The following is a 16108-nucleotide window of genomic DNA, read 5'->3' as shown; positions in this document are numbered from 1 at the left end:
GCGATCGCATCTCCAAAACAGAACCCACTAAATTGGTTCTTTTGGCTCTTGTCTAACAACTAACAACCAACAACTAACAACCAACAACCAATAACTATTTACGTTCTAAAAATAACCTGTCCATTTTGAGTGGCTACGAGTTGCATTCTCAAGGGTCCAGAGGTGGAGGTAGATTCTTGAGCAACTGCTTTCACATCTAGCGGTTGCCCATACTGATTTAGCTGCTCAACGAAGCGAATAATCGTGATGAGGCGACCATCTCCGACTTGGATATCACCCAAAACACCAGCACGCCGCGCACGGAACTCGGCGGCTGCCAGCAACTGGTCAAGTCGCTGTCGGATTTCTTCATTGGTCATCTTTGAGGGATCGGCAGAGACTGCCGCCAAGACATCCCCAGATTTAAAGACAGTTTGATTGACTGCTGCATCGGCAAAGACTTGTATCTGCTTTTCTCCTTCAACGTAGTTACCTGCAGAGAGAATTCGCACCACATAGTCTTTACCATCTTTAATTTGGTTGATTAATTGCTCAACTTGTGTTTGGGTAATTTGTACTAATGGTTGATTGGCATTAGTGTTACCAGAGCGAGTAGTGTCAACCGCTGTCCGATTTGCTTCTCGCAAAAGTTGATCGACCGCTTGATGAGCCGCTGAGGGTTCGAGAATGCGTACAACTCCAGATGCCAACACTTGACCTCGAACCAGCGCGAGATTGCCCTGACGCAAGGCTCGATAGTTTTGGTAGTACTGTTCTAGAACTCGCACTTCCCGTTCTAAATAAGCGAGTTGCTTTTCTCCTTCTTGAAGTTGTTTATCTCGTTCGGCAATTTGAATTTCTCGTTGTGTGACTTGTTCTGCCAATTCCTGAAGGCGAGTTTCACGTTGAGTAATTGCCTCTTTAAGTTGTTGTTCTAGTTCTTTAAAGCGAGCTTCACGCTGAGCGATGACCTGATCGCGCAGGGCAATTCGCTCATCTAGTTCGGCAATGGCTTGGTCTTGTTTGGCAAGTTCCTGATTGCGTTCATCAATGGTTCTGCCTCGCCTGACTAGTTCTTGGTCACGTTGCGCTACTTGTGCTTTTAATTGAGTAACTTGGGTCTGTAGTTGAGTAGTTTGTTCCTTGAGTTGAGTAATTTGCTGATTTAGTTGAGTAATTTGCTGAGTCAGTTGATTCTTTTGCTGGAGCAGTTGCTGGCGTTCTGCAAGGAGAGATTTAATTTCTGAACGCAGAGTGGCAGCTTGTTGAGAGACATTCTTGAGTTGTGTCCGGGCTTGCTGAAAATTTCGATTAGTGACATCCAGGCGCTGCTGAACCTCAGCTTGCTGGGTTCTAGTTTTAGCTAACTCGCTTTCTACCTGGCTTTTCTGAGCATTAATTATGTCAATTTCACCCCTAGCGATTCTCAGTCTTTTTTGAATATTGTCAAGTTCAAAAATCCCTTTGCGGAGTGAGTCGCTTGTCGCAAATAAGATCCCCAGCGTTGAGGCAGAAATCAGGCTGCCAGTGATGATGGTAACAACAGTAGCCGTTTTGCGAGGACGTAGATTGAATAAACTGAGCCGCGCCTTACCAACTCGCGTACCAATGCGATCGCCTAAGGTTGCGATCACGCCCCCTAATACTAAAATTGCCACGATCAGGATGTAGCCGCTGGTCATCGCTTCCGCTTAATCTGTCCAGATACAGCCTATCTTATGCTTGTGGGGCGTTATGTCTTCTTTTGGGAAAAAAGCCGTGTGGTCTGTCAATTAGCGTTTACAGCAAACTCTTAACTTGTCTCGTATTGTGGACAACACAAGATAAAAACCTAGGTCTTAATTCCTAGCGCGTGTCAGTGAACCTGCTCTTTAAGATTTTGTTTAGGTAAACTGCTGACTCAAAGCCACTGGATTGTGAACCGTAATTTTTTTCTTGTGAATGGAAATCATTTTTTCTGAGCGAAGGTCTCCCAGTAAACGAGTAACTGTGACACGAGTTGAGCCAATGGCTTCTGCGATCGCTTGATGGGAAAGCTTCAGATCAATTGTGATCCCCTCAGCTGTTGGTACCCCAAAGTCACGACACAGAATCAACAAAAAGCTGACTAATCGAGAACCCATATCCCGGTGGGCTAGCGTCTCAATCATCATTTCGGTTTGTAAAATCCGAGACGATAATCCTCGAAGCATCAACATTGACAGCTCTGAGTTGTCCTTGAGCGATTGCTCTACCTGGTCAATTGGAGCAGAAAGCAGTTCTACGGGTGTAAAGGCAACGGCGTGGTAAAACCGATCAGAACGGTGGCCTGTAATCAGCGATAGGACACCAAAAACACTATTCTCTCGTAACAGGGCTACGGTTATTTCTTCCCCTGCCTCATAAACTCTGGAGAGCTTTACAGCCCCCTTCATTAAAAAGTAAACTCGTTCCGCTGGGTCTCCGGGGAAGAAAATTGTCTTGCCCCGCTCAAAGGTTTCGACAACTGGTGGAAATGCTCCACCACCCATCTGACGGAACACATTTGCTAGCGGTCTATCCTGCATTACGACCATATCTTTTGCTCGCTTGCCAACCCCCTGGCAACTTAATGTGTTAAATCAATTCCGGTAAAGCTTGAGACTCATAACCTGGCTCTCAACAACTCCTGAATGTATCCAAGAATACTTAATCTGACTCCTTGATTGTTTTTTGTACAAATTGATACATAATTTGTTTTGGTGTCAGTAAAAACTTAACCCTGCAAGTAAAAAGCCGACCTTTTGAGGGTCAGGGCGTATTACATGATTTCCCGGTTCGTTAGACCTTTGTCTAGCTAGACGGCGATCATACCAGGTAGAGCAAGCGCAAATGCGACTATCACCCTTGAAAATTACCCTTTAAGTAACCATCCAACTGCCTTTAAGATAGAATATTATGCTTAATTTAACTGGAAAAAACGCACTTGTTACCGGGATCGCAAATAACCGCTCAATTGCTTGGGGAATTGCCCAGCAGCTACACAAGGCGGGAGCAAATCTTGGTATTACTTATTTACCAGATGACAAGGGTCGCTTTGAGAAAAAAGTCAAAGAACTGGTAGAACCTCTCGAACCTAGTATTTTCTTACCTTGTAATGTCCAAGACGATGCCCAAATTGAAGAGACGTTCAAGGCGATCGCAAATGACTGGGGCAAGCTAGACATCCTAATTCACTGTCTTGCCTTCGCCAATAAAGACGATTTAACAGGAGATTTTAGCAAAACCTCAAGGGCAGGCTTTACCCAAGCTATGGAAATCAGCACCTACTCACTGACGCAACTAGCTGGTGCAGCTAAACCCTTGATGACTGAAGGCGGCAGTATTGTCACCCTTACTTATTTAGGGGGTGTAAAAGTAATTCCTAATTACAACGTGATGGGAATTGCCAAGGCAGGACTAGAAATGAGTGTCCGTTACCTTGCTTCTGAATTGGGACCCAATAACATTCGAGTAAATGCGATCTCAGCCGGGCCCATTCGGACTTTGGCATCCTCAGCCGTTGGCGGCATCCTGGATATGATTCATCATGTAGAAGAAGTTGCCCCACTGCGGCGTACTGTTACCCAGATAGAAGTCGGCAATGCAGCTGCATTTTTATGTAGTGATTTAGCAAGCGGTATTACAGGTCAGGTTTTATATGTGGATGCTGGTTACGAAATAATGGGGATGTAAGGAAAGGCAGGAGGTAAGCAGCTTCCTCTTCAAACTCGATAGCATTCCAAAAATTTATTCGCTCTTAAATTGATTAAGCAAATTCTATGCAGATAAGCGATAACCGTAACGGGATTCCTTTGGATCGGACTATTTCTAACACCCAGAACCACGATACTCGGTTCCCTACGCGGACGGCGACAGTCAGCCGCACCACGGGCGAAACGGATGTGCAAGTGTCTCTAAATTTAGATGGTGTGGGTAGTTGCACTGCCGCCACTGGTATCCCATTTTTAGACCACATGCTGCATCAGATTTCATCTCATGGGCTAATTGATTTAGACGTGCAGGCGAAGGGAGACTTGGAAATTGATGATCACCATACCAATGAAGATGTGGGGATCACATTGGGGATGGCTTTAGGGAAAGCATTAGGCGATCGCAAAGGAATCGTCCGCTTTGGTCATTTCTTTGCACCTCTGGATGAAGCTTTGGTACAGGTAACCCTCGACTTCTCCGGGCGTCCTCACCTAAGCTATGGCTTAGAAATTCCGACGCAGCGTGTTGGTACATACGACACGCAACTCGTGCGAGAGTTCTTTGTCGCGGTGGTGAATCATAGCCAGATGACGCTGCACATCCGCCAACTTGATGGAATCAACTCGCACCACATTATTGAAGCAACGTTCAAAGCATTTGCAAGGGCAATCCGAATGGCAGTGGAAATCGATCCTCGCCGCGCTAGTATGATCCCCAGTTCTAAAGGCGTGTTGTAGGGTTACTCACTACGCAATTTGGCAAGCTTACTTGCAAGGCGCGATATTAGAGCGTATCAACTCTACTGACCAAAAAAGGCAAAGGGCAGAAGGAATGCCTTCGCTCTTTGCCCACGACTTTTATAGAGTAAGGGTATCAAGCTGACCTCGTTTACTGCATTTATAATGAGGCATTTGAGCGTTTAGGTGCCGTTACGTTCAGTCCTAATGGTAATAGGATTGCTATATGACTTCGCTGACTTTGCCGCTGGTGTTTAATCTACATCAGGTTAATTTGACTGATGAGCAGTTCTATCAAATCTGTATCAACAATCCAGAGATTTCTTTGGAACGCAATCCACAGGGAGCATTGATTATTATGCCGCCCGTTGGTGGAGAAAGCGGTAGTAGTGAAATAGAGTTGGGAACAGATTTAGCAATCTGGAACCGCCAATCCAAGCTAGGTAAAGTATTTAGTTCATCGACACTGTTTAAGCTGCCGGGTGGGGGCAATCGCTCTCCGGATGCTGCCTGGGTAGAGTTGTCACGCTGGATAGTACTAACCCCAGAACAACGCCAAAAGTTTCCCCCCATTGCGCCTGATTTTGTGATGGAACTGCGATCGCGCACAGATGATCTGGCAATGCTGCAAGCAAAGATGCAGGAGTATTTGAATAGCGGTGTCAGGTTAGGCTGGATGTTTAACCCACAGGAACAGCAGGTGGAAATTTATCGGCAGGGACAACCCAAAGAAACTCGCCTACTGCCAACAGAACTCTCTGGCGAATCGGTTTTACCAGGCTTTTTGCTCAGAGTAGAACGATTTGAGGAATAACTGATTTTTATTGAATTAGCTTTTTAGTTTTTTAGCTTTGAGATTGTTAGGAATTCGTTCCAGTGATATGAATTACTTAAAATAATGCGACAAGGAGAGGGGCAACTGACGGGGTGAAGAACCCCTACAGATTCACAAAATAAGTCTTGAGAAAGGGTACTGTCGCCAGATTTAGGAAGTGCTAGGATGCTGTCTAATCCTCTAGTCCCTGAAGTTAGAACATGGACGCGATCGCATTTCTTACCGTTGTTGGCGGCATAATCGGCATTATTGCAGGCTCTGTGCAAGTCCTGGATTATGCCGAAAAGCGACGCGAGAAAGCCTCCAAGATTGAACTAGTAGTACCATCACCTCCAACTCAGCCAAATACAGAAATACCGTCTTTTCCTGGCAATCTGCAAGTCATGCCACCTGAGTTACAGACTTCAGTAGCTGCAAAGTGCCGTCAAGATTGGGGAGAAGCAGTTGAGGTGTCTGTCTTCTACGGGCGTACTGAAGAACTCAATACATTAGAGCAGTGGATTATATGCGAGCGCTGCCGATTAGTTGCATTAATAGGAATGGGAGGCATTGGCAAAACGTCCCTATCTATCAAACTGGCACAAAAAATTCAGGACAATTTCGATTATGTTATCTGGCGCAGCTTGACGAATGCTCCACTCATACAAGATATCCTGGCAGATATTATCAAGTTTCTGTCTAACCAGCAGGAAACTAATTTACCAGAAGACACTGGAGCAAGAATTTCACGACTAATTGATTATCTCCGTTCATCACGTTGTCTCTTAATACTTGATAATGCTGAGTCAATTTTGCAAGGAGATAATGATGCTGGAGAATATCGCGAGGGTTGTGAGCAGTATGGCAAACTAATCCAACGCATTGGGGAAACAAATCATCAAAGCTGCTTAATACTAACAAGTCGAGAGAAACCCGGAGAAATTGCCACCTCGGAAGGAGAAACCCAAGCTGTTCGCTCTTACCAGATACCAGGTTTAAAAGCGGTAGATGGAGAAGAAATTTTTCAGGCAAAAGGTCTTTCTGGTTCAGATGATGAACAAAGAAAGTTAATCGAATTTTACAAAGGTAATCCGTTAGCGTTAAAGATTATTTCAACAACGATTAAAGAAGTATTTGATAGCAATATTCATGATTTTTTAGCCAATGGCTCAGTAATATTTGGTCGAGTTCGTGATTTATTAGATCAGCAATTGAATCGCTTGTCAGACTTAGAGCGAGAGGTAATGTATTGGCTGGCGATTAACCGAGAACCCGTTTCAGTTTCAGAATTGCGGGAAGATATTGTATCACTGGAATCACCACCAAAGTTGATTGAGGCAATGCAGTCGTTAGTAAGGCGTTCTTTAATTGAAAAAAGTGCTTCCCTCTTTACGCTGCAACCTGTAGTGATGGAGTATCTAACTGACCGATTGATTGAGCAGGTTTGTGATGAGATTAAAACAGGGAAAATTGAGGTATTTAACAAGTACGCTTTGATTAAAGCGACAGCGAAAGATTATGTAAGAGAGGCTCAAGTTCGCCTAATTCTAAAACCCATTGCGGAGAGGACTACTGTTGGGGCGCACGACAGTGCTACCTTACAACAAATTTTATCAACATTACAAAAGCAATCTCCTCGCCAACCAGGATATGCAGGCGGCAATATTCTCAATATACTTTGCCATCTCCAAACAGATTTAAGTTGCTATGACTTTTCAAACTTAAAAGTTTGGCAAGCTTACCTACAAGGTATAACTTTGCAACGTGTGAATTTCGCCCACTCAGACTTAGCTAAATCTATTTTCACTCAAGCCTTCGACAGAATTACCGCCGTGGAATTTAGCCCGGATGGTAAACTTTTAGCAACAAGTGATGTCATTGGTCAAATTCGCCTTTGGCAAGTTGCAGATGGTCAGCAACTTATGACTTTTCAAGGACATAGTGATTGGATATCTTCAATTGCTTTTAGTCCCGATGGTAAACTGCTTGCCAGTTCTGGCACTAGTGATGACCCAACTATAAAACTATGGGATGTTAACACAGGGCAGTGTGTCAAAATTTTGCAGGGTCATACTTATTGGATATCGTCGGTTGCCTTCAGTCCAGATGGTCAAACCTTGGCTAGTGCCAGTGATGACCACACGGTTCGGTTGTGGGAAGTTACCACAGGGCAGTGTGTACGAATTTTGCAGGGTCATACCAGTTGGGTAAAGTCAGTTGCCTTTAGTCCCAAAGGTCAAACTTTGGCTAGTGGCAGTGGTGACCAAACGATAAGGTTGTGGGAGGTCGGTACTGGGCAGTGTCTCCAAATTTGGCATCATACCAATCATGTGCGGTCAGTGGCATTCAGCCCTGATGGTCAACTGCTTGCTAGTAGTGGTAATGACTCAACAGTGAGACTGTGGGAGGTTGCTACAGGTAATTGTTTGAAAACTCTTCAGGGGCATACTCACGATATAGCGAGAATTGCTTTCAGTCCCGATGGTCAACTGCTTGCTAGCGGCAGTGATGACAACACAGCAAGGCTGTGGGAGGTTAGCACTGGGCAGTGTCTCCAAATTTTACGAGGTCATGCTAATAAGGTGCGGTCAGTTGCTTTTAGCCCCGATGGTCAAACCCTAGCTAGTGCCAGTGATGACTCAACTGTGAAGCTGTGGGAGGTCAGCACTGGGAATTCTCTGAGAATTTTTCAGGGGCATACCAGTAGAATGCGATCGGTTGCTTTTAGTCCAGATAATCAAACCATAGTTAGTGGCAGTGGCGATCAAAAGGTGAGGTTGTGGGATGTTAACACGGGGCAATGCTTAAAAGTTTTACAGGGTCATAGCAGCAACATACAGTGCGTTGCCTTTAGTCCCAATGGACAAACCTTAGCTAGCAGTGGTGATCCAACCGTGCGTTTGTGGGAGGTCACTTCGGGTCATTGCCTCCATATTTTGCAAGGTCATCGTAGTTGGGTACAGTGTGTTACCTTCAGTCCCAATGGACAAACCTTGGCTAGTGGTAGTGGTGACCAAACGATAAGGTTGTGGGATGTTCAGACTGGGCAATGCCTCCATGTTTTGCAAGGTCATCCCAGTGAGGTGCGGTGCGTTGCCTTCAGTCCTAATGGTCAACTGCTGGCTAGTAGTGGTCGTGACCACACGGTTCGTTTGTGGGATGTTAGTACAGGGCAATGCCTCAAAACTTTGCAAGGTAATAGCAATTGGATCAAGTCCATCACTTTCAGTCAGGATGGTCAAACCCTAGCTAGTCGTGGTGGTAGTGACCACACGGTTCGGTTGTGGGATGTTAGTACGGGGCAATGCCTCAAAACTTTGCAAGGTGAAGCCAGTTGGGGATATTTTGTCGCTTTCAGTCCCGATGGTCAAATCTTCGCGGGTAGCGGTGATGACTCAACTGTTGGTTTGTGGGAAGTCAGCACAGGGCAACGTCTGAAAACTCTACAAGGGCATACTGATAAGGTTTGGTCAGTTGCTTTTAGTTCCGAGGGTCAAACTTTGGTGAGTGGCAGCCAAGATGAAACCCTTAAGATTTGGAATATCAAAACAGGTGAATGTCTTAAAACCTTGAAAGTTGATCGCCCTTATGAAGGGATGAATATTACAGGAGTTACAGGATTAACTCAAGCTCAAGTAGCTATGTTGAAAACCCTGGGGGCAGTTGAAGGTTAACAATGGGATAAAGGACGATTCCCTATCCTTCAGAAAAATTCCTGATATCCCGATAATGGGAGTAAGTGCTGCAACGGAGAATAACTGGCAATGGTAACTTCTATTGTTTCCAATCCATCAGAAATGCGATCGCTGGAAGACTATATGCTTCATCCACCTGATAATACGGAGTGGGTGGATAGATAACTGATCGAGAAACAAGGAATGACGGCAAAGCATAGTCGGGTTCAAGCTAAACTCGCTCGGTATTGGGGAAATTATAAGGATGACAGGAGTCTGGGGGGAGACGTTTATACGAAGCGGCTTGTCGTACTATTGGGCGATCGCGTCGTCCCGACGTTTCCTACCTCACACCAGAACTCGTCGCGCAATTCGGCGATTTTACCGTACTGCCTCAGAGTTTGCTACTCATTGCAGAAGTAGCATCCCCGGAAGACAGTGCTGAAGAATTGTTTGCTAAAGCTAGAGAATATTTACAATCCGGTTGTCAAGAAGTCTGGCTGTTGTTCCCTGAAAGCCAGTTAGTCTTGATTAACACTCAACAACGCTGGTTAGTATTTAATCCCGATGATGTGGTTAGCACTCAAACTATTCTACAAGGTTTTAGTGTGGCAGTTAAGGCACTATTGGCATAAGAGAAAAAGTTAGTAGATTTAGTGTGAAGCCATTCCCCTAACTCGCTGCTAGGCTAATGCCGACACTCCTTACTAACACTAAGGCATTGTGTAGAGAAAATGCGATCGCGATACGATTATTGAATCAATTCAAGAGATTAATATGCAAGTACAAACAAAACCACGCCATTACAGTCCTGAAGAATATTTAGAACTAGAAGAGGCGGCTGACTATAAAAGTGAATATCGTGATGGAGAAATCGTACCAATGGCTGGCGGAACAACAAATCACAATAAAATTGCTGGAAATTTTTATGCCAACTTGAAGTTTGCTCTGAGAGGGCAAGGTTACGACATCTATTCGGTGATGTGCGGTTGTGGATACCGCGTTATCGTCAGTACACTTATCCCGACGTGATGCTAATGCAGGGCGAACCAATCTATACAGGAATAGGCACAACTACCGTAATGAATCCCTTGTTGATTGTTGAAGTATTATCCAAATTAACTAAAAACTACGACCAAGGAGATAAGTTTCTGTACTATCGGTCGATACCTGAGTTTAAGGAATATATTTTAGTTGACCAGTATCGACATCATGTCATGCAACATACCAAAACCCCTGAAGGGAAATGGTTATTAACTGACCATGAATCTGAAGAGGCGGTTCTAGAACTAACTTCGATTAAATTTCAAATCAAATTGAGTGAAATTTACGAGGCAGTAAATTTTGAAGAGGGTGAAGAGTAAAGACCAAAAATTACGAAATTAATATTTGATTACTCAAATTTACTCGCTATAGAAACAAGCCGATTACTCAATTATCTTTACTCGTCCTTGTCGCACAGCATAAATCAGGCGAGTAATTAAATCTTCATCATCAATGCTAAATGACTCGTTAAACGGCGCTGTCATCAAGTCATACCACTCTCTATACGTTATCTGACCTGTACAGATTGCATTACAAAACAGCTCAGCTAAGTTGCAGAAGTTACTACGGACAGCACACAAATCCTGATCAGTTGCATTTTCCATAACATATACTCTTGAGAGGCTGACCTGCGACACTACTCTCAGGATTCCCAGGCATTGGGGCAAAGGCACACCTGTGAGTATTGGAATTATCATTTAATCTTAATCGAAGTAAAATCTACACTCGATACTCATAATTAGAAATTCGTGGTGGAACAGGAAAATTTGACCGCATCTCAAGTTCGGCAGCCGCGATTACCAATTCCGCCACCACTCTGGATGTCGGAGGAGGGTTCTTTCGCCCATTTGACGCTTACCCAGCGTTTGCCAGCGATTGTCCGACGGGTGCTAGAGGAAAACAACTTCCCTCCAACTATTACACAGAAGTTGGAAAGACTAATTCAAGAGTTACCCTATGGAATTGTGCGATCGCTTCAAGACGACCAAGGACAAGATTTAGCTGCCTGGGCAACGTATTTAGAACCCTTTGAGGGAAGGCGTTGGATTGATATTCCGTGGTACTTTGCCGAGGTATATCTTTACCGTCGCATCTTAGAAGCTACTCAGTACTTTCTTCCGGGAGAGTGGCAGGGTGTCGATCCGTTTGAACCCCAAAAACGTAGCAGTTTGGAGAAAGTGATGCACTCCATCCGAGATATGAGTTCCCAAATCAACACGTTTGTCAAGACTAAGTTGGATAGGGAGGCTGAATGGAACCAAACAGAGTTGATCACTCTACTTTATTTCGCCCTATGGGGTAACCGCATTGACTTGAGCCTCTTTCCGACTGATGCTGGAGAGCATGAACGCAGCCAAATCGAGACATATCGAGAACAGGCAAATATCTTAGTGGACGATACAGCAATACTTGCTGAGCGAGTTGCCAGTTTTAATGGAGTACGCCTTGATTTTATTGTTGACAATGCTGGTTTTGAACTATTTTGTGACCTATGTTTGGCAGACTTCCTACTAAATACTGGGACGGCAGGGACAATTTACCTGCACTTGAAGGCTCAACCACTCTTTGTCTCTGATGCGATGGTTAAGGATGTCCACTATACCTTAGAGGTTCTAGCGGCTGATCGTGACAGTAAGGTTCAGTCACTAGCGCATCGCTTACAAGAGCATATTGCTCAGGGTCGTTTGCAATGCTGTGAACATCCTTTTTGGACAGCACCTTTAAGCTTCTGGGAAATGCCTGAAGAGTTGCACCGCGATTTAGCCCAATCCTGCTTGATTTTTGTCAAAGGTGATGCTAATTATCGTCGCTGTTTAGGCGATCGCCAATGGGCGTTTACAACTTCCTTTCACGACATTGTGTGCTATTTCCCAGCTCCATTTGTTACTCTACGCACTCTTAAGTCTGAAATTGTTGTTGGTCTTCAGTTAGAGCAAGTAGAGGCACTAAACCATGAAGACCCTCAGTGGTTAACGAATGGGCAATGGGGTGTAATCCAGTACTTTTGTCAAGGTTTTTAGGTAGTAGAGCAGTAGCCACGAATGTTAGGACATTAACGGGAGAAGAACATTCCTTAGCTAGAGGCAATTTGACCCAAAGCTGACCGCTGAAAGCTGACTGCTGATTGCTATAAGTTTTAGGGGAAAATCTCGGTCAAGACTTGGAAACTATTGGGACTTCTGGGAAATTCTAACTCCAAAACTTGCCTTTCACCCTACCACCTAACACCTTGACAAGGCTAACTGCGATATCCCAGTAATTTCACGGATACTAATTTCCCAATCCCTTTAATAATTCCGTGGTTTCCTCATCACAATGTCTTTTATATAAGTGGTACCAATGAAACAGCAACTTCTCGCTCTTGAGAGCGGGATGCTACAGCGTCATTGGTGAAGGATTTTGATAGTCAATCCTGAGCAACACAAACAAGTTAGCCGCAAGACAACTCAATTAGAACTTGACGAGCAACCGCCAGCCGAATTTGGGCTTGAGGGCTTATTCAACCTCTCCCCAGATTTGCTTGGTATTGCTGGAAGGGATGGTTACTTTAAGCGTGTCAACCCAGCATTTGAAAAAATACTGGGCTATACAACTGAGGAACTCTTAGCAACGCCGTTCATTAGTTTGGTTCATCCTGACGACCAAACGGCAACCCTTGCTGAGTTGGAAAGACAAGAGCTTGGCACCCCAGCCGTTCACTTCGAGAATCGCTACCGTTGTAAAGATCAGTCATATTGCTGGCTGGCGTGGACTATTGCACCGTCTCAGCGGCGAGAACGCCTATATGTCATAGCACGCGATGTCACACAACAGAAACAAACGGAGGCAGTTCTTTGGGAGACTCAGGCTCGGTATGAACTGTTAACAGAAGGCTCCAAAGGTGGAATATGGGACTGGAACCTGCAAACTAACCACGTTTATTATTCCTCTCGCTGGAAATATACATTAGGTTTTGAGAATGATGAGATCTCAAATGACCCTGATGAATGGTTTAAGCGTGTCCATCCTGATGACCTTGACCAGACTAAAGCCGCTCTGAACGCTCATCTTGATGGCTTGACACCGATATTTGAACTTGAACAGCGAGTCTTGCACAAAGATGGCACTTACCATTGGATGTTATGCCGTGGCGCGACGCTACGTGATAGTAACGGTAAGCCCTGCCGCATCGCTGGGTCAAATGTAGACATTACAGAACACAAGCAAGTGCAGGAAGCACTCTACAAAAGCAAGGAGCGCTACCGTTCGCTTGTTGAGGCGACGACCCAGATTATTTGGGACACTAATGTTAGGGGGGAATTCGTTACTGAACAGCCAAGATGGAGTGCATTCACAGGGCAAACCTTTGACGAACTACAAGGCTGGGGGTGGCTCAATGCCGTTCATCCAGAGGACCAGTTCAACACAGCAAAAGTCTGGGCTACTGCTGTTTGCGATCATACCCTTTGCCAATTAGAACATCGTCTTCGGCGTTACGACGGGGAGTACCGCTATATGAGTGTTCGGGCAGTGCCAGTGATGGAGGCGGATGGCAGCATTCGGGAATGGGTGGGCATCCATACAGACATTACTGAACGCAAACAGGCAGAGGCATCGTTACGCAAAAATGCGGAAATGCTTCAGTTTTTGTTGGAACATACACCTGCTGCGATCGCGATGTTCGACAAAGATATGAAGTTCCATCTGGCGAGTCGCCGCTACCTGGAAGACTATAACTTATGTAACCAAGACATCATTGAGAAAAGTGCTTACGAAGTATTTCCAGAAATGCCCAATCGTTGGCAGGAGATACACCAGCGCTGTCTGCAAGGTGCTGTTGAGCAGTGTGAGGAGGATTTGTTTGTCCGGGCTAACGGTGAACAGCAATGGGTCAAGTGGGAGCTTCGTCCTTGGACAGACGGTGTAGGCGAGATTCGGGGTCTCATTGTCAGCACTGAGGTGATTACGGAGCGCCGCAAAGCCAAAGAGAAACTCGAACAACTTAATGAAAGATTATTACACTCAAACCGAGACTTAGAGCAGTTTGCCTATGTTGCTTCTCATGACTTGCAAGAACCACTACGGTCAGTGAACAGCTACGCGCAACTCTTAGCCCAGAAATACGAGGGACACCTTGATGCTAAAGCCGATAAGTACCTCGGCTACATCATGGGAGGAGCGACCCGGATGCAGCAGTTGATCAATGACTTGCTTGAGTTTTCACGGGTAGGAACGCATGGAAAAACCTTACAGGGAATAGACACTGAGGTGATACTGAGCCAGGTTTTGGCTGATTTAAAAGTTGCGATCGCCGAAAGTCAAGCCGTAGTCACTCATGACCCCCTGCCAACTGTGATAGGGGATGAAATTCAACTGATCCAGTTGTTCCAAAATCTCATCGGCAATGCCATTAAGTTTTGTCAAGACAAGCCACCACGAGTGCATATCTCGACCGAGCAAAAGCAAAAGGAATGGGTTTTTGAAGTCCGCGATAATGGCATCGGCATGGAGAGCGAGTTCTTTGAGCGCATCTTCACGCTTTTTCAACGTCTACATTCGCGTACTGAATATCCCGGCACCGGAATTGGTCTGGCAGTTTGTAAAAAAATCGTAGAACGTCACGGGGGGCAAATTTGGGTGGAATCAACGCTAGGAGTAGGCACAACCTTTTATTTTTCTATCCCCCAGAAGAGGCAAGAAACCCATGAAGTTTAATTTTTGCCTCAAGTCACTACCATTGAGCGATAAAACAAAGACCTTGCCGATTGAGAATAAGACTAGGGTACTGCTAGGACTTGCCTCGGTGATCTTGGTAACGCTCAACATTCTCTCATACTGGAGCTTTATCAAGCAAAAAGAAACAACTGAACGGGTCGCTCACAGTCGGCTAACTCTCCAGAAGCTGGAATCTGTACTATCAATTGTCAAGGATGCTGAAACAGGGCAACGGGGTTACTTGCTTACAGGGCAAGAGTCTTACTTAAAGCCTTATCACCTCGCAATCCAGTCAATCGATCCGCAAATTGAACAACTAAAAACGGTCATAGTCGCTAACCCTGAGCAACAGCAACAACTGACAAGTCTTAAAGATCTAATTGCCCAAAAGTTGGCTGAACTCCAACTGACAATTGAGCTGAAGAAGAACCAGCAGTATGAGGCTGCTAAATCAGTAGTTTCCAGCAATCGCGGACAACAGCTCATGGATCAGATTAGAAACCTGATCCAGCAAATGCAAGGGGAAGAAAGTGAGCAATTAAAAAATTGGTTAACGACTAGAGAGGCGACAATCCGTAAAGGACAGCTAATATTCTTACTGGGCATCGTTCTGACCCTATTTTCCCTTTATCTGGTGTCCAGCGCTATCCATCAAGAGACTATTGAGCGCAAGCAAGCGGAAGCGTCATTAAAACAACTTAATGACGAGCTAGAAGCAAGAGTACAGGAACGAACCACTGAACTGGAAGAAGCCAACACCAATTTGTTGCGTTCCAATCGGGAATTAGAGCAGTTTGCCTACGTGGCTTCCCACGATTTGCAAGAACCACTGCGAGCAGTCAATAGCTATGCACAACTCATCACCCGCAAATACCAGGGTAACCTCGATGCTAAAGCCGATAAGTACCTCGGCTATATCACAGAGGGAGCGACTCGGATGCAGCAGTTGATCAACGACCTACTTGCGTTTTCTCGTGTAGGAACGCACGGTAAACCGTTGGTGCTGACGGACTGTGAGTTGGTGCTGAGTCAGGTTTTGGATAATTTAAAGGTTGCGATCGCTGAAAATCAGGCTTCAGTCACTCACGATCCGTTACCGAGTGTGATGGGGGATGGAATTCAACTCATTCAGTTGCTCCAGAATCTGATCGCCAATGGTATGAAGTTTCGCCGCGAGGAGTTACCCCATGTGCATGTCTCGGCTAACGAACAGGAACACGAATGGGTGTTCTGTGTTCGTGACAACGGCATCGGCATCGAGTCAGAATACTTCGAGCGTATCTTCACGATTTTCCAGCGCCTACATAGCAAGAGCGAGTATCCCGGCACGGGTATTGGTCTAGCGGTTTGTAAAAAGATTGTGGAGCGTCATGGAGGGCGTATCTGGGTGGAGTCAATCCCAGGAGTAGGCACAGCTTTTTACTTTACTATCCTGCGATCAAGGCAATAAATCC

General features: G+C 45.2%; 12 protein-coding genes and 1 pseudogene. 10 read left to right on the top strand and 3 right to left on the bottom strand.

Features of this window, described 5'->3' with window-relative positions; translation table 11 throughout:
- Positions 1 to 98: 98 nt before the first annotated feature.
- Together H6F98_RS24035 and ntcA are read right to left on the bottom strand one after the other, a co-directional pair.
- Positions 99 to 1661, bottom strand: a complete 1563-nt coding sequence (locus H6F98_RS24035) for a DUF3084 domain-containing protein (protein WP_192221224.1) — start codon at positions 1659 to 1661, stop codon at positions 99 to 101.
- A gap of 201 nt (positions 1662 to 1862) precedes the next feature.
- The gene (gene ntcA, locus H6F98_RS24030) at positions 1863 to 2534 is read right to left on the bottom strand and encodes a global nitrogen regulator NtcA (RefSeq protein WP_192221223.1); all 672 of its coding nucleotides are present in this window, start codon (positions 2532 to 2534) and stop codon (positions 1863 to 1865) included.
- Positions 2535 to 2895: 361 nt separating this feature from the next.
- On the opposite strand from ntcA, the gene fabI reads away from it, so the two are divergent.
- From fabI to H6F98_RS24000, 7 genes and pseudogenes are all read left to right on the top strand, one after another.
- Positions 2896 to 3672 carry an enoyl-ACP reductase FabI gene (gene fabI / locus H6F98_RS24025; RefSeq protein ID WP_192221222.1) on the top strand — a complete coding sequence of 259 codons (777 nt, stop codon included), beginning with the start codon at positions 2896 to 2898 and terminating at the stop codon, positions 3670 to 3672.
- Positions 3673 to 3758: 86 nt separating this feature from the next.
- The gene (gene hisB / locus H6F98_RS24020; RefSeq protein ID WP_242058670.1) at positions 3759 to 4427 is read left to right on the top strand and encodes an imidazoleglycerol-phosphate dehydratase HisB; all 669 of its coding nucleotides are present in this window, start codon (positions 3759 to 3761) and stop codon (positions 4425 to 4427) included.
- Between the two features lie 226 nt (positions 4428 to 4653).
- Entirely contained in the window at positions 4654 to 5241 is a 588-nt protein-coding gene (locus tag H6F98_RS24015; RefSeq protein ID WP_192221221.1) for a Uma2 family endonuclease, read from the top strand.
- 221 nt (positions 5242 to 5462) lie between these two features.
- Positions 5463 to 8915 (top strand): NB-ARC domain-containing protein, encoded by a 3453-nt coding sequence (locus H6F98_RS24010; protein ID WP_192221220.1) that lies wholly within the window; start codon positions 5463 to 5465, stop codon positions 8913 to 8915.
- 204 nt (positions 8916 to 9119) lie between these two features.
- Positions 9120 to 9338, top strand: a complete 219-nt coding sequence (locus tag H6F98_RS34515) for a hypothetical protein (RefSeq protein ID WP_313929933.1) — start codon at positions 9120 to 9122, stop codon at positions 9336 to 9338.
- Complete coding sequence (locus H6F98_RS34510) at positions 9230 to 9550, top strand: Uma2 family endonuclease (RefSeq protein WP_313929935.1); 321 nt, start codon at positions 9230 to 9232, stop codon at positions 9548 to 9550. The genes H6F98_RS34515 and H6F98_RS34510 overlap by 109 nt, the downstream gene beginning before the upstream one ends.
- Positions 9551 to 9692: 142 nt before the next feature.
- A pseudogene (locus tag H6F98_RS24000) lies at positions 9693 to 10279 on the top strand (Uma2 family endonuclease).
- A gap of 63 nt (positions 10280 to 10342) precedes the next feature.
- On the opposite strand, the gene H6F98_RS23995 reads toward H6F98_RS24000, so the two are convergent.
- Positions 10343 to 10564 (bottom strand): hypothetical protein, encoded by a 222-nt coding sequence (locus H6F98_RS23995; RefSeq protein ID WP_192221219.1) that lies wholly within the window; start codon positions 10562 to 10564, stop codon positions 10343 to 10345.
- 147 nt (positions 10565 to 10711) lie between these two features.
- Here H6F98_RS23995 and H6F98_RS23990 point away from each other — a divergent pair, with 147 nt between their 5' ends.
- The 3 genes from H6F98_RS23990 to H6F98_RS23980 all read left to right on the top strand — a co-directional run bounded on the left by H6F98_RS23990 (position 10712) and on the right by H6F98_RS23980 (position 16104).
- A complete protein-coding gene (locus tag H6F98_RS23990; protein ID WP_313929932.1) occupies positions 10712 to 11980 on the top strand; it encodes a damage-control phosphatase ARMT1 family protein in 1269 nt (422 codons plus the stop codon).
- 379 nt (positions 11981 to 12359) lie between these two features.
- The gene (locus H6F98_RS23985; protein ID WP_192221218.1) at positions 12360 to 14654 is read left to right on the top strand and encodes a PAS domain S-box protein; all 2295 of its coding nucleotides are present in this window, start codon (positions 12360 to 12362) and stop codon (positions 14652 to 14654) included.
- The gene (locus tag H6F98_RS23980) at positions 14644 to 16104 is read left to right on the top strand and encodes a CHASE3 domain-containing protein (protein ID WP_242058669.1); all 1461 of its coding nucleotides are present in this window, start codon (positions 14644 to 14646) and stop codon (positions 16102 to 16104) included. Before H6F98_RS23985 ends, H6F98_RS23980 begins: the two co-directional genes overlap by 11 nt.
- Positions 16105 to 16108: the final 4 nt, after the last annotated feature.

The organism is Microcoleus sp. FACHB-SPT15, assembly GCF_014849525.1.
Classification (GTDB): domain Bacteria; phylum Cyanobacteriota; class Cyanobacteriia; order Cyanobacteriales; family Coleofasciculaceae; genus Symplocastrum; species Symplocastrum torsivum.
This window is presented reverse-complemented; position numbering and strand designations above follow the sequence as displayed.

Coding starts and splice junctions, on each gene's coding strand:
- H6F98_RS23995 (WP_192221219.1), bottom strand. CDS start 10,564: ATGGAAAATGCAACTGATCAGGATTTGTGTGCTGTCCGTAGTAACTTC.
- hisB (WP_242058670.1), top strand. CDS start 3,759: ATGCAGATAAGCGATAACCGTAACGGGATTCCTTTGGATCGGACTATT.
- H6F98_RS24010 (WP_192221220.1), top strand. CDS start 5,463: ATGGACGCGATCGCATTTCTTACCGTTGTTGGCGGCATAATCGGCATT.
- H6F98_RS24035 (WP_192221224.1), bottom strand. CDS start 1,661: ATGACCAGCGGCTACATCCTGATCGTGGCAATTTTAGTATTAGGGGGC.
- H6F98_RS23980 (WP_242058669.1), top strand. CDS start 14,644: ATGAAGTTTAATTTTTGCCTCAAGTCACTACCATTGAGCGATAAAACA.
- fabI (WP_192221222.1), top strand. CDS start 2,896: ATGCTTAATTTAACTGGAAAAAACGCACTTGTTACCGGGATCGCAAAT.
- H6F98_RS24015 (WP_192221221.1), top strand. CDS start 4,654: ATGACTTCGCTGACTTTGCCGCTGGTGTTTAATCTACATCAGGTTAAT.
- H6F98_RS34515 (WP_313929933.1), top strand. CDS start 9,120: ATGACGGCAAAGCATAGTCGGGTTCAAGCTAAACTCGCTCGGTATTGG.
- ntcA (WP_192221223.1), bottom strand. CDS start 2,534: ATGGTCGTAATGCAGGATAGACCGCTAGCAAATGTGTTCCGTCAGATG.